This window comes from Stagnihabitans lacustris (assembly GCF_025950525.1).
Classification (GTDB): domain Bacteria; phylum Pseudomonadota; class Alphaproteobacteria; order Rhodobacterales; family Rhodobacteraceae; genus Stagnihabitans.
In genome coordinates, this window is sequence record NZ_JAPDGS010000006.1 from 17,868 (window position 1) to 35,700 (window position 17,833).

Sequence of the window (17,833 nt, forward strand, 5' to 3'; positions counted from 1 at the left end):
GCCCCGCGCGTCACGAGATCACGAAGCTTGCCGCCTCTAGGGCCAAGCCGCTTTGCAGCTGGGCAAAGACCACGGCATCGACCCCGCCCACCCCATCGACATCGAAGGACAGCCTGCCCGTGGCGCTGTCATAGATGACGCGGTCCAGCGCCTCTTCGGCCAGGCCGGTCAGGTTCACGACGAAGCTGTCCGCGGCCAGAACCCCCAACGCAAGCCCGGCAAAGTTGGCGTCGTTCAGCCGCAGATAGTCGCCCTCGCTGGCATTGAAATCAACGATCTGGTCGATGTTCAGACCCCCAAGCGCCGAAGCAAAGATGAACTGATCCGCCCCGCTGCCGCCGATCAGCACATCGGCACCCTGACCGCCGTTCAGCGCATCCTTGCCGGCGTTGCCCATCAGGACATCGGCGCCCGACCCGCCGTTCAGCGTATTGGCCGCGGCATTGCCGATCAGCACATCGGCCTGACCACTGCCGGTGACTTTCTCGATCCCGGTCAGCACATCGCCTTGCGCATCCCCGCCCGAGGCGCGCTGCACCCCCGCGCCATCGGCGTTCAGGTCCACCGTCACGCCACTGAGCGACCCGGTACAGCGCACCATGTCCAGACCCGCGCCGCCGTTCAGCACATCGGCCCCGGCGCCTCCGGTCAGGACGTCGTTGCCCAGCCCGCCTTCCAGCACATCGGCGCCCGCCCCGGCGATCAGCGTGTCATTGCCCGCCCCGCCCAGCAAGATATCCCGCCCATCGTCGCCCATCAGCACATCGGCAAGGGCGCCGCCGATCTGCGTGTCGGCCACTTCGGCGATCTTGACGGTGATCGTGCCCGCGGTGCGCTGGCTTGTGTCATCCTGGGTCGTCAGGGTCAGGACCGCCGTGCCAAAGGCATTGGCGGCCCCGGCATAGGTCACGGCCCCTGGCGCGTTCAGCCAGGCGTCGATATCGGCCGCCGTCCCGATCAGGGTCAGCGCCGCACTGCCCGACCCCGTCACCACCACGCCCGCCCCATCCAGGCCGACAAGGCTGCCCGCGCTGGCGCTGACCACGACCGCGATGGCTCCGACGCTGTCCAGATCACTGACGGTCAGCGCCGAAAGGTCCAGCGCCACTGCGCGATCCTCGGTTGCGCTGACAAAGGCGGGCAGGCCCAGGATCACCGGCGCATCATCGACCGGCGCCACGACGATATCGACCTGGCCCAGGATCAAGGCCCCCGTGCCATCATCCGCCGTCACGGTCATCGCCACATGGCCATTCGCCTCGGCCAGCCCAAGATAGGACACCGCGCCGGGCTGAAGCAGCCAGGCGTTCAAGGCCGCCTCGCCGCCGGTCAGGGTCAGGACCGCGCTGCCAAAGCCCGCAACCGTGACCCCCGCCCCGCCAAGCGCCTGCAACTGGCCCGCGGCCACCGACAAGGTCAGGCTTAGCCCCGCAGCGGCATCGGGATCGCTCAGGCTAAGCCCCGAAAGGGTCAGATCCGAGATCAGATCCTCGGTCGCAAACACCGATTGCGGCAAGATGCCCTGCGGCAGGTCATTGACCGCGGTGATGTCAAGCATGACCTGTCCCAGGCTTGTTGGGCCCGTGCCGTCATCGGCCGCAAAGGTCAGGGTCACGGGGGCAGTGTCATTGGGCGCGCTGGTATAGGTCAACACGCCCGCAGTGTTCAGCAACAGGTCGATGGCCGCCATGGTCCCGGTCAGGGTCAGAACCCCGGTGCCGCCGCCCGTGACCAGAACCCCGGTGCCGCCCGGGGTCTCCAGCCGCCCGGCGCTGACCGACAGGGTCACGGTCAGGGGGGCCGTCGTATCCGGATCGGCCAGCGTCACGGCGGACAGGTCCAGCGCAGAGCCCAAATCTTCGGTCACTGACAGCCGCGCCGGCAGGCCCGTCGCACTGGGCAGGTCGTTTTGCGCCGTCACCCGCAGGGACATCGTGATCCCGCGCGGGGACACGTTTTCGCTGACGATCAGGGCGTTGTTCAGGTAACTGACGCTGATCGAGTCGACATCGCCATCCAGGTCAAGATCGGCAAACGACATGGCGCCGTCCGCGTGCCCATTCAACGGATTGTTCGCCCCGGTCTGCCGCGCAAAGCTTCCGGCCGTGCCCACAGTGCCATTGCGTTCATAGTTGGTGCCATAAGTCCGCGACGAGGTCAGGATATCCAGATCGCCATCGGCATCCACATCGACAAAGGTGGCCTTGGTGTTGGCGACGGGCATATTCGTAAAGGGCAGCGACGCCAGGGCATAGGCGCCCGAGGTCGCATCCGTGCCATTCAGCCACAGCCTGAAACCGGTTTCACTCACGCTTCCCAGCAAAAGGTCCAGGTCGCCATCCTGGTCGATATCCCCAAGGCTTGGCCGGTCCATAGCCGAGGTCGTCACCGCGGCAAAGGGGTTCCTTGAAACGGGCTGCAGGTTGAAGGCCCCCGCCGTGCCCTCACCGCCGTTGCGCCAATATTGCCCCTGGTCGTATCGCCCGTGACGATCATGTCGTCATCGCCATCCCCATCGACATCGGCAAAGGCCGCCGCCGCGTTGACCGGAAAGCTGCGTCCAAAGAAGGGCGAGTCTGTATCCTCAACGCGGGTGAATTTGCCCGGACTGCCCTCGGCCCCATTGCGCCAGACGACGAAGTGTCCGGTGGCATAGGTGTTCACAAGGTCCTTGTCGCCGTCGCCATCCAGATCGACAAAGTTGGTCGACATCAGGACGGCGCCGTCATTGTCCATGGTCACGTTTTCCAGCGGGTTTGCCGCGCGGGAATACTCGTTGAACACGGGCTGGCTGGCGCTGCGCAACCCCAGATCCGCCCCCGATGCATCCACCAGGTTGACGTGCAGCGTCCGGATGGTGGCCGGGGCGTCCGAGGTGTTGGTGTAAAGCAGGTTCTGCGCCAGGGCATTGACCGCCTCGGTCCCGGCATCTGGATTGAACCGCACCATGAAGGGCGTTCCCGTGCCGCCGTAAACCGTCCCAAAGACCGTGCCGCCAAAGCTGACCTCGTTGCCCTGCGCGCTGATCTGGCCTGCGGCTGTGCCCGCGTTGCGGATGAAGATCCGGTCCTCGGCCAAAAGCCCCGAGACGTGAAAGCTGCCGCCGCCGAAATCGCTTTCGGCATCGCGAAACACCGGGGCGGTGGCGAAAAGCGGGCTGCCCTCGGCGGTCAGGCTGTTTTCGGCAAGGGTCCGCAAGACGGAATAGATCGACGAGGTCGGCGCGGTCATGGGAATATCCTTTTGGGAACGGGCACTTGAGCTTGGCGCGACCATGCGGGGGTGGCTGCGGGGTGGCAATTGAAATTAACCTTTTGTTCAGGAATTCTGGGGCCATGGTTGCTGCGGCGGCCTTGGGGGTGCGCCGCTGCCCTGCGGATGGGCAGAGGCTTGGCGCTCGATGTCTTTGGGGGACCCTTGCCCCGGGCCGGGGCGCGCCCGACTGGTTACGAAAATCTTGCGCCATCGCAAATTTCTTGCCCTTGGGTGAAACTTTTCGCGGCCCCGCCTCGTCCTCATGTGGTGCGAACCCCATGGAGAACCCAGATGACCGACCTCATTCACCTTTTTCCCTTCGATCAGGCGCCGGTGATGCGCGACCTTGGCGCCGGCGATGACCGCGCTATCGTCCATGGGCCCAAGGGCGGACAGGTGCGGCTGTCCTTCACCTCGGCCGAGGTCGGCAATGGCAACAGCCTGGACGCCGGGCTTTTGGCGGGGCAGGACGGCGGCCTGGCGCTGCGGCTGCAGGCCGAGGATGCGACCGGCGCCCTGACCGGTCCGATCACGCGGCTGGACGACGAGGGCATCCGCTTTGAGGCCCGCGGCGGCATCACCTTTGACGTGCGCGACCTGGTGTCCGGGGCGGCGCGCGGGTCGCTGTTCCAGACGGTGCAACTGGGCACGGACATGGGCGATGTCCTTGATTTTGCTGGCGCCTTCAAGCCGGTCTATGTCAATGCCGGGCGTGGCGATGATGTGGTGACGGGCGGCAAGGCCAATGACTTTCTGGTCGGAGGCGCGGGCCATGACACGCTTTACGGCGGTCGGGGCGAGGACAGTTTCATCGGCGGTGCGGGCAATGACATGGTGCTGGGCGGCGACGGCGCCGACCTGTTCACCTTTGCGCCGCTGACCGACGGGATGGACAGCGTCGACCTGGGCGCCGGGCGTGATACGGTCATGGTGACGGCCGCGGCGGGGACGCAAGTGCGGCTGTCCTTCACCTCGGCCGAGGTCGGCAACGGCCGCGCGATGGATGGCGGCACGCTGGCGGGGCAGGACGGCGGTCTGGCCCTGCGCCTGGCGCAAGAGGACGCGGCGGGCATGCCGATGGCCACGGCGGGGCGCTTTGACGACGAGGGCATCCGCTTCATGGCCTCGGCCGGGGTGACGTTCGATGTGCGCGACCTGGTGTCGGGCGCGGCGCGGGGCGATCAGTTCACTGGGGTGATCCTGGGCACCGAGGCGGGCGACCGCTTTCTGGAAACCGCCAGCACGGCGCAGCTTTACGTGAACGCCGGGGCGGGCAATGACACGATCCGCACCGGGGCGGGGGCGGATTTCCTGGTCGGCGGGCTGGGCGATGACGTGATCGACGGCGGCCTGGGCGACGATCTGGGCCTGGGTGGGGCTGGCAACGACACGCTGTTCTTGTCGCTGGACGCCGGGGCAGACCGTTTCGACTTGGGCGATGGCGCTGATATCGCACGCATTTCGGCCTCGGTGGGCGGTCAGGTGCGGGTCAGCTTCACATCCTCCGAGGTTGGAAACGGTCGGGCGCAGGATGGCGGAACGCTGGCGGGGCAGGATGGCGGCCTTGCGCTGCGTCTGGCGCAAGAGGACGCGGCCGGCGCCGTCACGGGCCCGGTGTCACGGCTTGACGACGAGGGCATCCGGCTTGTCGCCTCGGTCGGGGTGACGTTCGATGTCCGCGACCTGGTGTCGGGGGCGCAGCGCGGCGACCAATTCGCCTTGGTGCAGCTGGGCACGCTGGGGGCCGACCGGATCGACGAGACCACGACGGGCGGTTCGATCTATGTCAACGCCGGGCAAGGCGACGACTGGGTGATGGGCGGCAAGCGGTCCGATTTCCTGGTCGGCGGTGCGGGGGCCGACAGCCTGATGGGCGGGCGTGGCGCGGATACGGTGTTGGGCGGCGCGGGCAATGACAGCCTTGCGGGCGGAGAGGGGGCGGATGTCTTCCTCTTTACCGGCAGCGACGGCATGGACCTTGTGGCCGATTTCGCCTCGGGCCTGGACATGATCGACCTACGCAGCCTGGGCGCGGTGGGTCTGATGCAAACCGTGACGACCGAGGGCCTGCGGCTGGAGATCGACCGGACGGCGGACGGGGTGGCCGATCTGACGATCCTGCTGGAAGGGGTGACGTCGCTGCGTGCGGGTGATATCTGGATGTGATATCAAGACATTGACCGGGGCAGGCCATCCGGCTTGCCCCGGTCAAAGTCACAGGCCAAGACCTTGCGTCCCGGCGCCCGAATGGAACCGCCGCCGGCCGCCCGAACCACCCTGTTGCGGATGTTCCGGCCGCAGAACCCACAGCTTGGCGGACATCCCCCCGGCGCAAGATGGCCATGCCCAAGACCGGGCCTGCCTGACCCGGGACCCCGCGCGCTTGGCCCAATCAAGAGGCCAGGCGATAGGGCACGGCGGCGGATTTCGTCAGGCGGAAGGTCTTGATCGTCGACAAGAGTTCGTTCGACCTTTCGCGCAGCGACATGGCGACGGCGGTCGCCTCTTCGGCCACGGCGGCGTTTTGCTGGGTCACATTGTCCAGCGCCTGAACGCCGCTGCTGATCTCGGTCAGGCCGCGCACCTGTTCATTCGCCGAGGCGGAAATCGAGCTGAGCAGTTCGGACACCTCGCGCGCACGTTCGAAGATCTGGCCGAGGCTGGCCCCGGTCTGGCGGACGCGACCGCTTCCGGCCTCGACTTGCGTGTTGCTTTCGTTGATCAGGCTGCGCACCTCGCCCGCGGCGGTCGCGACCCTTTGCGCCAGGCCCCGCACTTCAGAGGCCACGATGGAGAAGCCGCGCCCCGCCTCGCCCGCGCGGGCGGCCTCGATCCCGGCATTCAGCGCCAGAAGGTTGGTCTGGAAGGCAATATCCTCGATCGCGCCGATGATCTGGCTCATCTTTTGGCTGCTGCTTTCGATGCCGCTGACCGCAATGACGGCCTCTTCGACGACATTCACGCCGCCCTGGGCCAGATCGCGGTTGGCGCGGCTGGCGGTATCGGCCGCCTGGGTGCGGTCGGCGGTTTCGCCAAGGCTCGCGCTGATGCCCGACAGCGACTGCGCCGATTCCGCCAGGGTCGCTGCCTGGGTTTCGGTTCGCCGGGCCAGGTTGCCCGCCAGTTCCGAAATCGATTCAGCATCTTGCCGCACGGTCATGGCCACCTCGCCCAGGCCATGCAAGGCGCCGTTCAACCGCGTCAGGGCCGTGTTGTAAGCCTCTTTCAGGATGCGGTAATCCTCGGGGAAAGGCCGCCCCTCGGCGGTTTCGATGGCCTGGGTCATGTCGCCCGCAGCCAAACGCTGGATCGCGCCCTCGATCGTGCGGACCACGGCGTCCTGATCGGCCTTGGCCGCGGCGGTCGCCTCTTGCAGGCGTGACCTTTCAGCCATGAACTCTTTCAACACCGCAACGGCGCGCACCATTTCTCCGATCTCGTCCTTGCGGTGCTGATCGACCACCACGAAATCGGTATCCGTCCGCGCGATGCGTTCCAGGCTTTCGGTCACGCGACGGATCGGGCGCACAAAGCTGCGCGCCGCGAGGGCCGAGACGGCCAGGGTTGCCAGGATGGCCACGATGGCGATGCCAAAGGCGATATTGCGCGCCGTTTGCAGTTCGCCAAAGGCGAGAGCGGCCGGGAAGGACACCAGCACCGTCCAGGGAGCGCCTTGAAGGTTGGTTTCGACCTGGCCCGACACGAACTGGATCTCTTCCTTTCCGGCGCTGGGCAGGATGCCCAAGCTGCCCTTGGGATTGCCCGCAATCGCGGCCAGGATATCGGGATCGACCGGTTGGCCCTGCAAGGCGTGATCGGGGTGCGACACCCATTTTCCATCGCTGGAAATCAGCATCACCGAACCGCCATCCAGGGGCGACAACTGGCCCAGACGGTCGCTGAGGGCGGCCAGACTGGTGTCATAGGTCACGACGCCAACCGCGGCGCCGTCGCGGCGGATCACGGCGCTGGAGGTCACCATAAGCACCTGTTTGCCATTAATTTCGAAGGCATAGGGCTCTGTCAGGATGGATTGGTTCGCGGTCATCACCGGCGTATACCAGACCCCCACATCGGGGGCGGCCATGTCCAGCGCCATCATCTCCAGCGCGTTGCCCGCGCCGCGGTAGACATAGGGCACATAGCGCCCCGCGGGGTCGGCGCCGGGTTGGCCGACAAAGCCCGAATCAGCCCCCTCCATCACATCGGCCTCAAGGGCGATGGCCATGCCGGTGGCCTTGGGATTGGCCGCGACCTGGTCATGAAGCCATTGCAGCAGCGCCGCGCGCGTCATTCCGGGCTGTCCGATCAGCGTCGCGATCGTCTCGCCGCCCGCCCGCGTCACACCCAAAAACTCTGAGAATTCATAGGATACCAGGCGGGCGATGCTGTCGGTCTCGGCCACGGCAAGGTCGCGTGCCTTGTCCGACGCGGTCTGGTGCAGGCGCGGATAGACCAGGCCCGCAAAAAGCAGCGGAAGCGACAGCGCGATGGCCAAAGCCCCAAGCATGAGTTTGTTTTGCATGTTGAAATGAAGCAAACTGATCCTCCTTGGGGGATTTGATGGCAACCTTTCGGTTCGTCTTCCGGCCCAGATATGCCCCGCAAAACTTAAATTCGGGTTATGACCCCCGGGGCGCGGCGCGGATCGGGCCAAATCTTCCCCATGGGGAGGCACGAAGGAAAGCCTGCCCCCGCTGCCCGGCCATGCCTTATCGCAATGCTTTGTTAAATAGTAAGAAAATGGACAGCCCCGATTGAGGTGGCCCCGCCTGTTGCTGCCCTGTAAAAGCCAAGCCATGATGTTGCTTTCCCCCGGACGACCCCGCTTTCGGCGCTGCCGGGCGACCGCTTTTCCACTGGCGCTGCCGGCCACAAGACCCACCACGCGCCAAAGGCCCCCGATGCCGTGGTCTGGCCCCTGAATACCAAGGGCGTAGTTTTGCGTCGCCACCACGTCATGCAAAAGCGCCAGATGCGGGCGGATCATCGGCAGGATGGGCGCGGTCTTGGTGGCATTGTTGCCAAGCGCGGCTTGGGGGGGAAATCTGCCGCGGTCGGCTGGACTCCGTGTTGGGGCATGTCGAGGGCGGCAATGCCCGCGGGTCAAAGTGACAAGCCCCGTGCAGGGCAATTCACCCCGCACCGGGTCCGCAAAACCACCGCCCCGGAAAGGGCCAGCCACAGCGGCCTGACAGCAATTCACCACGGTGAAGAAAGAGGACTTCGCCCGCGCGGCCCGTTCCCGCGGACTTTGCCAAATATGGAAAAGCAGTCTTCCCAAAGAGCGAAGGCCAGTCTTCCCAAGGAGCGGTTGGTATCCCTTGCCGTCCCGGGCGGGGTATATTTCACCCCGAACGCTGCAAATCCTCTGACCTAGGGCAGAGCGACGAAATCGGTCCGACGGTGATCGGCCACCCTCTGCGCCAGGGCCTCGGGGGCCAGGACCTGCACCTGGTCGCCCCACAGATACAGGTGCCAAACCATCTCCAGCCAGCCCGAGGCGGTAAAGCGCAGGGTCAGCGACCCATCGGCCTCGTCCGTCATCTCTTGCGTCGGGTGGAACAGGAAATCCCGCGCCGTCACCGCGGCCTTCGGGGTGAATCGCCAGACCACCTCGCCGTATTCGTCTTCGGCGTAATAGCTGCCAAAGGCGCGGGCGGCATGGGTGGCCAGGTCAAAGCCGGGATCGCGGGCGAAACTCGTGGCCTCCAGCCGGGCGCCCTCGATCCGGTCCAGCCGGTAATGCTGCATCCGGCTTTCGCCGACCTCACGCGCCACCAGATAGCGCCGCGTGCCCAGCAACAGCCCATGCGGCTCCAGCCGGCGCGGGCGGCCGCTATAGGTCAGGCTGATCACATGCGGCCCCTTCAGCGCCTCGGAGATCAGGCCCAGCAGGTCGGGCGCCACCCGCACGGCAGGCCCCGGGCGCGAGGCAAAGCCATGGGCCTCAAGGACCGCTTCGGCATCTGCCTCGGCGCGGCGGGCATGGGGGCCGGGCATCGAGGCCAAAAGCCGGTCGCGCAGACCCGCCAAGGCGCGGACATCGGTCACGGCGCCCTCACGTTCGGCGCGCTGGATCGCCAGGTTCAGTGCGATCAACTCGCTATCGCGGATGCCTTGGGCCAGCATCAGCCGCGCATGATCGGCCCGCAGCTTCCAGAACTTGCGGCGGTCGTCATCGGTGCGCGTGATGCAGTTCGGAAAGGTCTCTTCCAGCGCCTTGGTCATGCGCTGCGCGGTGCGGCGGTCGACGCCAAAGGTCTCTTCGATCTCGGTCAGGCTGACGCCGGCATGGCGGGCGCTGGCCATTTCGGCCAGGCGCAGAAGGTCGGTGGCTTTCTGGAAGGACATCGCGGCCTCATGACAGGATTTGCCACCCTTATGCCACATCAGGGCCCGCCTGGCGATGATCTTCTTGGCCGGTTTTGAAGAGCGGGGCCTTGACGAAGCCGGGGCGGCGCCCGACACCGGGGCAACAAGGGAGGTCACATGACCCTGGGGTTCATCGGCATCGGCACCATGGCGTCTGCCATGATCGAGGGTTTGCGGGCGTCTGCCATGGTCGAGGGTTTGGGCGGCGGCGATATCCTGCTTTCGCCGCGCGGGGCGGCGCGGGCGCAGGACCTTGCGGCGCGTCTGCCGGGGGTAAGGGTGGCGGCCAGCAACCAGGCCGTGGTCGACGGCTGCGACACCGTCATCCTGACGGTCCGTCCGCAGATCGTCCGCGACGTGGTGACGGCCCTGCGCTTTCGCCCCGGGCAAAGGGTGATCAGCCTGGTCGCCGCCACCGCGGCCGAGGATCTGCGCGCCTGGATCGGGCTGGACCTGCCCATCACCCGCGCCGTGCCCTTGCCCTTTGTGGCCACACGCAGCTGCGTCACGCCGGTCTTTCCGCCCGACCCCGAGGCGCTGGCGCTGTTCGACCGGCTGGGTCAGGCCGTGCCCTGCGCCAGCCTGCAGGACTTTGACCTGTTGGCCGTGGCCTCGGCCATGATGGGCAGCTATTTCGGCCTGCTGGAGACGGTGCAGGCCTGGCTTGCCACGCAGGGCCTGCCCGAACCCGCGGCGCGGACCTATCTGGCGGGGCTTTTCGCCAATCTGGGGCAGGTGGCGCGGCAAAGCCCGCTGGATTTCGCGGACCTGCGCCACGAATTCTCGACCCGCGGCGGGCTGAATGAACAGGTCTTCCGCGACTTTGCCGCAGGGGGCGGCACGGCGGCGCTGACCCAGGCGTTGGACGGCGTTCTGGCCCGGGTGCGCGGCCGGACGCCGGTTCCCCCCGCCGCGGTAGAGTGATAGGGCAGGGCTTTCAGGGGATTGCGATGGCCTCCAAAACCACGTTGAACGCGGCCAATCTGCAGGGCCTGGGGGCCGAGCGCTTGGCGGAGTTGTTGATCGAGATCAGCACGGGATCGGCGCTGGCCAAGCGGCGGCTGCGGCTGGAACTGGCCGGGGCGCAAAGCCCGAAAGAGGCCGCGCGCGAGATCTCCAAGCGCCTGACCACCTTGGCCACGGCCCGCGCCCGCATCACCTGGCGCAGCCGCAAGACGCTGGTGGCCGATCTGAGCGGCCAGTTGCAGGCCATCGAACAGCTGGTTCCCGCTGATCCGACCGAGGCCCTGGCGCTGACCTGGCGGTTCTTGCAGGTCGGCACGCCGCTGTTTCAGCGCTGCGAGGATACCAATGGCACCGTCCGGGCGGTCTTTGCCCAGGGCTGCGCGCTTTTGGGCCGGATCGCGCCCCGGGACCGGCCCGAGGCCCTGGCCGATGCGGTCCTGGATGCGGTGCAGGACAATGAGGGCGGACAATACGATGGGCTGATCGCCGCCCTGGCCGAGGCGCTGGGGCCAGTGGGCCTTTTGCATCTGAAAACCCGGCTGCAGGATGAAAAGGGGCCGCTGATCCGTCAGGCGCTGCAAGAGGTCGCGGATGTGACGGGCGATGTCGATGCCTTTGTCGCCCAGACCCCTGTGCCCGCGCGCCGCGACCCGCTTGTGGCGCTGCAGATTGCCCAGCGGCTTGCGGCCCAGGGGCGCGACGCCGAGGCGCTGGCGTTTCTGGACCAGGCCCAGGGCCGCCCCGGCGCTGACGCGGTGCAGCTGCGGCTTCACCTGCTGGAGAGGCTGGGGCGTCAGGCCGAAGCGCAGGATTTTCGCCTGGCGCTTTTCCACCGTGACCTGGATGCGCCCGCCCTGCGCGCCTATCTGAAAAAGCTGCCCGATTTCGAGGACATCACCGCGCTGGACTTGGCGATGGACCATGTGACGGCCTATCCCGTGGCCTGGATGGCGCTGCAGTTCCTGCTGGATTGGCCCGACCACGACCGCGCGGCCCGGCTGATCCTGACGCGCCGGGTCGAGCTGGACGGCGACCGCTATGACATCCTGGCCCCCGCAGCCGAGGCCCTGGCCAGCCGCGCGCCGCTGGCCGCGACCCTGGCGCTGCGGGCGATGATCGACTTCACGCTAAGGGCCGGGCGGTCCAGCCGCTATGGCCATGCCGCACGCCATCTGAGCCTATGTGCCGAACTTGCGCCCCATATCGCCGATTTTGGCCCGCTTCCGACCCATGCGGCCTATGAGGCCCGCTTGCGCCACGATCACCCGCGCAAGGCGGGGTTCTGGACGCAAAGCCCCTTGCGTGGCCAGTCCTGATCAGGTCAGCCGGTCGGCCTCGTCCAGCTCTGTCGTGTCGGGCAGGGCCGCGGGCGGGCCGGCAGGCGGAAGCTCTGTGGGGGCCTCCTCCAGCTGGGGGGCCGGCTCTTTGGCGGGCGGGTCAAAGGCCTTGGGGTCGAACTCCAGCTCCAGCCCATAGACGCGCAGGCCGTAATCCTGCAGCGCCGCCAGGAAATCGGGCGCCCCGCGCAAAACCTTGCGCTTGGAGGGGCCGGGATGGGGCGCATCCACGTCCAGCTCCGGGATATCGGCGGGGACATCGTCAGGGAAACCGGGCAGAAGGTCCGGGGCAGGCGGCAGGGCCGGCGCGCTGGCCTCGGGCGGGCCTTTCAGGATCACATAGGACCGGGCGTTCAACTCGCCCAGATTTTCGGCCAGCCAGGCGTCCTGGTCGGGTGCGGCTTCAGTGACGGTGATAATGCCCAAAGGGTCAATCGTGCCGCGCCCCAGAAAGGCCGGAGCACCGGGGGGCGAGATATAGCGGATCGAAACGGGGGTCGTGGCGGGGATGCTCATGGTCTCTGGGGCTCCTATTCAGGTCTGCGGTCACAGGGTGGGAGGCGCGGTCTTCAGCGCCTTCTGGACATCGCCACCCGTCTTCCAGGCATGTTCCTCCATCGGCTCCTTCTTGTAGCAGGCCGGGTCTTCCTCGCTTTGCACATAGGCATGAGGTTCGCTGTTGGCGGCGAACATCAGCGCCTGCTTGTATTCCGGATCGCCCGGCTGCAAGAGCCCCTCGCGCAGCTTCTTGACGATATGGGCCTGATAATTATGCGCATTCTCGTGGACGATCGTGTCGATCGTATCGTGGAAATCGTCGAAGGTCGCCGCGGGATGGGTGTTGATGCGGATCGTTCCCGTTCCCCCGTTGAAGGACCCAAGGTCGCCCGGAGGCTCTTCGAAGGCCACGATCCTTGGCACCGGCATGTCATAGATGCGACATTCCGTCTCTAGCGTCTTTTGCAACAGCGCCAATTTGCGGTCCACCGGCAGGTTGCCCCAATCGTCCTTGGCCTCGAACAGGTCCTTGTCCTTCTTGATCTCGTCGATCAGCCGGTTGCGGCGCGGTTCGTCGACCTTGAGGAAATCTTCGTCCAGGTCCATGGCCATATAGACCTTGCGTTGCAGGACCCTTTGGTCCGGCGTCAGCTCTTCCTTGGCGCCGCGCAACCGGTTCAGAAGGTCAAGCTTCTCTTCGGTGGTCTGCTTTTTCAGATCCTCCGGGCTGGTCGACGTCAGGGTCGTGCCGGCCTGGGTCGCATCGGTCTTGACCTGAACCAAAAGGAGATCGTAATCGCCCTTCTTGTCGGCCAAGGCCTTGGCCGCCTTGCCATAGGCCGGAATGGCCTGCAGGGCCGACACATAGTCATGGCTGAAGTAGTGCTTTACAAACAGTGTCTTGGCCTTGCTGAAGGCCGCGACAAGCTTGGCAAATTCCGGGCTGATCGGCTTCATCGCCCCTGCGATGTTGATATCGGCCGAGAAGGGGCCATAGGCCTTGTTCGCCGCAATCTTCGCCTTTTCCTGGATGTCGTGCTGGCCCTTCAGCCCGTGCAGCGCGTTCAGCGCCTCCAGGTATTCGGCAAAGCCCGCGCGGGCGGCGGCCTGGGCATAGCGGTCGGCATTGGGACCCGAGATCGCCGCAGCCTTGGCATAGCGGGCCACGGCCGCCTCGGTCTCGCGGTCCACTGCCCGCATCTGGTCGGCCTCGTCGGCCTTGGCCTTGACCTTGGCACGCTCTGAAATCAGCCAATCGCGGTCGGTGATCCTTTGGTCGTGATCGCCCTTGCGCAGCACCAGGGCATCGACCGCCAGTTCCAGGGCTTTCAGCTTTTCCAGCCCCTTGACCCAGTCTTCCGCGACTTCAAGTTGCGCCACCTCGTCGCCCAGAAGCTTGGCCGCGCCGACCGCGGCCAAAAGACCGGGGGCCACGTCTTCATACAGCCGCACCGCGGTCAGGCGGTCTTTCAGCGGTTGGGCAAAACGCTTCTGGAAGTCGGCCTTGCGCTCGCCCATCTTGTTGGTGGCGCCATCGACCTGACCCGCGACCGAGGCCGCAATACGGGAACATTCCTCAAGCTTCTCAAGGGCTTCGATGGGCTTTCCTGCCTTGGCCAGTTTGACCGCCGCGCCATAGGTCGCGTTGATCGACGTGTCCAGCGCATCCAGGTCGGGGACATGGGCGGCGCAGATTTTCAGTGCCTCCCTGGCCTCACCGATGACGACCAGCTTGCGGGCCTCATAGGCCTTGACGGCGGTGGCGCGGTTCTTCTCGTCCTCGACCTGTTCGGCAAGGCAGGCTTTGGCCGATATCACCGCCCGGTCCAGGATGGCGGCAAAATCCAGCGGAGCCGTCTTGAACGCCTCCTGGAACAGGGCGTAATCCGCGCTGGCCTGGCGATAAAGCCCCAACATCTTGTCGCTGGCGGGCTTGACCTTCCACAGGTCTTCGAAGGTCGTCTTGTTGGTCTCATAGGTCTTCATCACGTCCTTGCGACGCTGCATCGCTGCATCGTTGCGCAGGGCAAGCGGCGGCAGTGCGGCACAAAGCTTTTCAAGCTTGGCGACCTCCAGCCCGGCTGCGGCCACATCGCCGCCATCCACCAGCGCATCCCAGGACTGTTGCGAGGCCGTGATCAAGGCGCGCTGTTCGCCGAACTCTGTGTCGACGACCGTCTTGCCGAATTCGCCCTTGACCGTCTTGATCGCTGCCTTGACGCGCTTTTCCAGCTTGACCCGGTCCAGTTCCAGCGTGGCACAGGCATCCTTCAGCCCGATCATCTGGTTGGCCTTCTCGATCCCCTCGCGGCACAGCGCCAGGACCTGGACAAAGTCTTGCGCCGTGATCAGGCCCAAAATCAGGTTGAAAATTTCTTCCAGCCGCGCCTTTCCCTGGACGACTTCGGGCATCGCGGACTCGGTCTGCATCGCCAGGGCCGCAAGCCGGGCCAGCTCTTCGCCAACCGAATTGGCCTGCGCCATCGCCTCTTCGATGGCGGTGAATTCGGTCTGGCGGCCCAAAAGCTTGGCCGTGGCGACCTTCAGCTTGTCGATGTCCTGAAGCGCCGTGCCGAAGGCTTTGTTGTGAAGCCGGAACTGGACAATGAGGTCGGCATCGTTGAAGGCCTTCACATCGTCCGTGAACCCGGGATTGATCGCATGGATCTTGCGCGCCTTTTTCAGATCGGCGGCCATCTTGTCATAGGCCTTGAGGGCCTCTTCGCGCAACAGCTTCGCCTTGGTCAGGGCGGTTTCCTCGACCTGCATCGCGCTGACGGCCTGTTTCAGCGCGTCGAACGAGGTCTCGGCCGCGGCCAGGTCTTCGGCCACCAAAAGCTTTGTCAGGCGGGCCCCATGCGCGGTGATGGCGCGCATCAGTTCGGCCGCCTCGGCCGTGTCCTCGGGCAGCTTGCCCAGACGGGTGATCTCGGGCAGCAGCTTTTCTTGCGCCTTGCCGATCTCGGCCAGCTTGCGCTTATGCTCTTGCAACTCGGTCGCGCAGGCCAGGCGCAGGTCCTCGACCGTGGGGGATTTGGCGACTTCGGTCAGAAGGGACGTCGCCTTGGCATGGTCAGAGCGGGTGGTGGAAACCTCGGCCTTGCGCGCCTCGGTCAGCGCCTTGCGGGCCTTGTCGATGGCGCCGGTCAGCTTGTCATGGCTGGCCATCTTGGCAAAGGGCGCGGGGTCCAGCACATCGGCGGCCTCCAGCGCGTCCTTGACCCTGGCAAAGGCATCGACAAAGCCCTGACGGACGCGGCGGTCCTCGACGGCGGTGCGACATTCTTCCTTGGCGTTGATCAACAGCGGGATCTTGTCGCGGGCGGCTTCCAGGTCGACCTTGCGCGGCAGGGGTTTGGCCTTGGTCAGATCAAGGATTTCATCGCCGATGGTCTTCAGCCGCTGCGTCTCGACGCCGTCGATGCCGGGCACATCGGTGGCAAGGCCCGCCTCGTCGCGCAGGCCCTTGACCACGTCGCCCCAGCGCTGGATGGCCTGGCCCACATCCGTCACCGCCTTTTGCAAGGTCGCCACCGCGGCCTTGAACTCGCCCGCCTCACGAGATTTGGCGGCGCTTTCGCCCTGCGCCTTTGCCGATTTCGCCTCGGCATAATCGCCGGGCAGGCCCAGCAGAGCCTGGGTCAGATCGCCGTCCAGCTTGAGGCTCAGTTCATAGTCGGCGGTCTTGGCGACATTGTCGGTCTTGGTCGAACGCTTTGAATAGACATCCGAGAACCGCTTCTTGAAGTGCTTGTCCAAAAAGGCCTTCTGGTCTTTGGTCAGATCATCCCAAGGCATGGCAATACTCCAGCGGACGGGGTCAGGGGTCAGGCGGCCAGGACGGCTTCGACTTTGGCCAGGGCCGCCGTGGCGGTGGCCGTGACAGAGACGTTCAAGAACCCGTTGGCCGCATCGACCTCGGCAAAGAAGGGCTTGGCCAGCTCGGCCTGATAAAGCCGGATCAGCGCGCGGGCCTCGGTCTTCAGCTTGTCGCGGGTCTGACCCGCGGGGGAGCCTACGATTTCGTCAAGCTTGTCCTCCAGCTTGGTGTCGATCGCCTCCAGCGGGGCCATCAGATCGGCGAGGCTGGCCACCACCTCGTCCAGTCCGCCGACCTCTTCGCAGCGGGCGCGGATCGCGTCTTGCAGGCGGCTCACCTCGGTCAGCATGGATTTGCGGCTGCCGCCCCATTCGATGCGCGACTTGGCAAAGGGTTGCACATCGGTCGGGATATCGCGGGCGGGGTCCTTGCCGCCGGCGGCGATCAACTTTTCGATCCGGTCCAGCGCGGTCATGGCCTTGGCGTGATCCGGGGCGGGGACGTTTTCGGCGACCGTGTTGAACAGCAGGCGCAGCTTGTCGGGCTCTGCCACCAGACCCTTTGACAGGGCGTTGGCGACGACAGGCGACAGCCGGTCGATGGCGGCTTGCAGCGCCAGCCCGTCCTGAACGCGCTTGGCATTGGCCTGCAGCGGGCCGGTGTCGCCCTTGGCCAGGCCTGCGCGGGCCTGGTCCAGCAAGGCGGTCAGCGCGGCGCGGGCGTCGCCCTGGGGCAGCGCATCGACAAGCCCCTGAAGCTTGGCCACAGCGGGACCGTATTTATCGGCCTCGGCCGTGGGTTTGGGGGCGCCTGCCGCTGCGGATTTGGCCTTTTCGACGGCCTGGGCCAGTTTTTCGGCCGCAGAGGAGGCCTCGGCCACCTTGCCGGTCTTCAGCAGGTCGACGATCTTGCCCAGGGCCGCCAGCATGGTTTCCGCCATCTTGCCGCCGATGTCGGTGATGGCCGCCTTCAGCGATTTCAGCTGTTCGGCCACAGCGCGGGGATCGGGGCCGGACGGCGGGGCCTCGGGGGAGGGGCCGGAGGACGGAGAAGAGGAAGGCGGGGCGCCGGGCGCAGTGGGGCTGGGCGCAGTGGGGCTGGGCGCAGTGGGGCCGGGCGCAGTGGGGCTGGGCGCGGTCGTCGGCTCTTCGGCGTCATCCTCCTCGCCTTCGGCCTGGCCGTCCGGTTTGATGATTTCCAGGTCGAAATTGATCCCGATGGCCTTGAAAAACGCCCGCAGGCTTTTGCCCAGACCCGAGGGCGGCGCGGTCACGCAGTGAAAGACCCCGCTGCGGCCTTCGATGGTCAAGGTTCCGGCGGCGACCTTCGCGGTCTCGCCCTCTTTCTTGGCCTCGCGCATCAGGGCTTCGGGGGCGCGTTTGCGGTCGATCTTGACGATGGAATCGGCCGGCTTTTTGCCCAGGCACAGGCCCACATTGACCGGCATCTTGCGCGCGACGGTGATCAAAGCCTTGAGATCGGCGATTTCGTCTTCACTGGGCATGGACGGCCTCCTGACACAATCGTCAGAGAGAGGTTAACCACGCTTGAGAGTCGAAGCAATCGGGGAAAGCGGCGTCCG

General features: G+C 66.0%; 10 protein-coding genes. 3 read left to right on the forward strand and 7 right to left on the reverse strand.

The features are described 5' to 3' along the window. Positions 1-10: 10 nt before the first annotated feature. Both NX862_RS14200 and NX862_RS14205 read right to left on the reverse strand, forming a co-directional pair. A complete protein-coding gene (locus tag NX862_RS14200; protein WP_264494586.1) occupies positions 11-2,389 on the reverse strand; it encodes a calcium-binding protein in 2,379 nt (792 codons plus the stop codon). Further along, on the reverse strand, positions 2,386-3,231 hold the full coding sequence (locus tag NX862_RS14205) for an FG-GAP-like repeat-containing protein (RefSeq protein WP_264494587.1): 846 nt from the start codon (positions 3,229-3,231) through the stop codon (positions 2,386-2,388). The genes NX862_RS14200 and NX862_RS14205 overlap by 4 nt, the downstream gene beginning before the upstream one ends. A gap of 315 nt (positions 3,232-3,546) precedes the next feature. Between NX862_RS14205 and NX862_RS14210 the strand changes: the two genes are divergently transcribed. Beyond that, positions 3,547-5,421, forward strand: coding sequence for a calcium-binding protein (locus NX862_RS14210; protein WP_264494588.1), 1,875 nt, complete (start codon positions 3,547-3,549; stop codon positions 5,419-5,421). Between the two features lie 226 nt (positions 5,422-5,647). Here the strand turns inward: NX862_RS14210 and NX862_RS14215 are convergent, their stop codons facing one another. Continuing rightward, positions 5,648-7,780 (reverse strand): methyl-accepting chemotaxis protein, encoded by a 2,133-nt coding sequence (locus tag NX862_RS14215; RefSeq protein WP_264494589.1) that lies wholly within the window; start codon positions 7,778-7,780, stop codon positions 5,648-5,650. A gap of 851 nt (positions 7,781-8,631) precedes the next feature. Next, the gene (locus NX862_RS14220) at positions 8,632-9,609 is read right to left on the reverse strand and encodes a helix-turn-helix transcriptional regulator (protein WP_264494590.1); all 978 of its coding nucleotides are present in this window, start codon (positions 9,607-9,609) and stop codon (positions 8,632-8,634) included. Positions 9,610-9,747: 138 nt separating this feature from the next. On the opposite strand from NX862_RS14220, the gene NX862_RS14225 reads away from it, so the two are divergent. Continuing rightward, positions 9,748-10,554: a pyrroline-5-carboxylate reductase gene (locus NX862_RS14225; RefSeq protein WP_264494591.1), complete on the forward strand. Its 807-nt coding sequence runs from the start codon at positions 9,748-9,750 to the stop codon at positions 10,552-10,554. A 26-nt stretch (positions 10,555-10,580) separates the two neighbouring features. Further along, positions 10,581-11,912, forward strand: a complete 1,332-nt coding sequence (locus NX862_RS14230) for a DUF6880 family protein (protein ID WP_264494592.1) — start codon at positions 10,581-10,583, stop codon at positions 11,910-11,912. On the opposite strand, the gene NX862_RS14235 is transcribed toward NX862_RS14230, so the two are convergent. From NX862_RS14235 to NX862_RS14245, 3 genes are read right to left on the reverse strand one after another with little or no spacing between them, the layout of a single operon-like run. Continuing rightward, positions 11,913-12,449 carry a hypothetical protein gene (locus NX862_RS14235; protein WP_264494593.1) on the reverse strand — a complete coding sequence of 179 codons (537 nt, stop codon included), beginning with the start codon at positions 12,447-12,449 and terminating at the stop codon, positions 11,913-11,915. Positions 12,450-12,479: 30 nt separating this feature from the next. Continuing rightward, positions 12,480-16,229 carry a DarP family protein gene (locus NX862_RS14240; protein ID WP_264494594.1) on the reverse strand — a complete coding sequence of 1,250 codons (3,750 nt, stop codon included), beginning with the start codon at positions 16,227-16,229 and terminating at the stop codon, positions 12,480-12,482. A gap of 29 nt (positions 16,230-16,258) precedes the next feature. Beyond that, positions 16,259-17,755, reverse strand: coding sequence for a hypothetical protein (locus NX862_RS14245; protein WP_264494595.1), 1,497 nt, complete (start codon positions 17,753-17,755; stop codon positions 16,259-16,261). Between the last annotated feature and the right edge of the window lie 78 nt (positions 17,756-17,833).

Coding starts and splice junctions, on each gene's coding strand:
- NX862_RS14210 (WP_264494588.1), top strand. CDS start 3,547: ATGACCGACCTCATTCACCTTTTTCCCTTCGATCAGGCGCCGGTGATG.
- NX862_RS14235 (WP_264494593.1), bottom strand. CDS start 12,449: ATGAGCATCCCCGCCACGACCCCCGTTTCGATCCGCTATATCTCGCCC.
- NX862_RS14225 (WP_264494591.1), top strand. CDS start 9,748: ATGACCCTGGGGTTCATCGGCATCGGCACCATGGCGTCTGCCATGATC.
- NX862_RS14205 (WP_264494587.1), bottom strand. CDS start 3,231: ATGACCGCGCCGACCTCGTCGATCTATTCCGTCTTGCGGACCCTTGCC.
- NX862_RS14215 (WP_264494589.1), bottom strand. CDS start 7,780: ATGCAAAACAAACTCATGCTTGGGGCTTTGGCCATCGCGCTGTCGCTT.
- NX862_RS14220 (WP_264494590.1), bottom strand. CDS start 9,609: ATGTCCTTCCAGAAAGCCACCGACCTTCTGCGCCTGGCCGAAATGGCC.
- NX862_RS14230 (WP_264494592.1), top strand. CDS start 10,581: ATGGCCTCCAAAACCACGTTGAACGCGGCCAATCTGCAGGGCCTGGGG.
- NX862_RS14245 (WP_264494595.1), bottom strand. CDS start 17,755: ATGCCCAGTGAAGACGAAATCGCCGATCTCAAGGCTTTGATCACCGTC.
- NX862_RS14240 (WP_264494594.1), bottom strand. CDS start 16,229: ATGCCTTGGGATGATCTGACCAAAGACCAGAAGGCCTTTTTGGACAAG.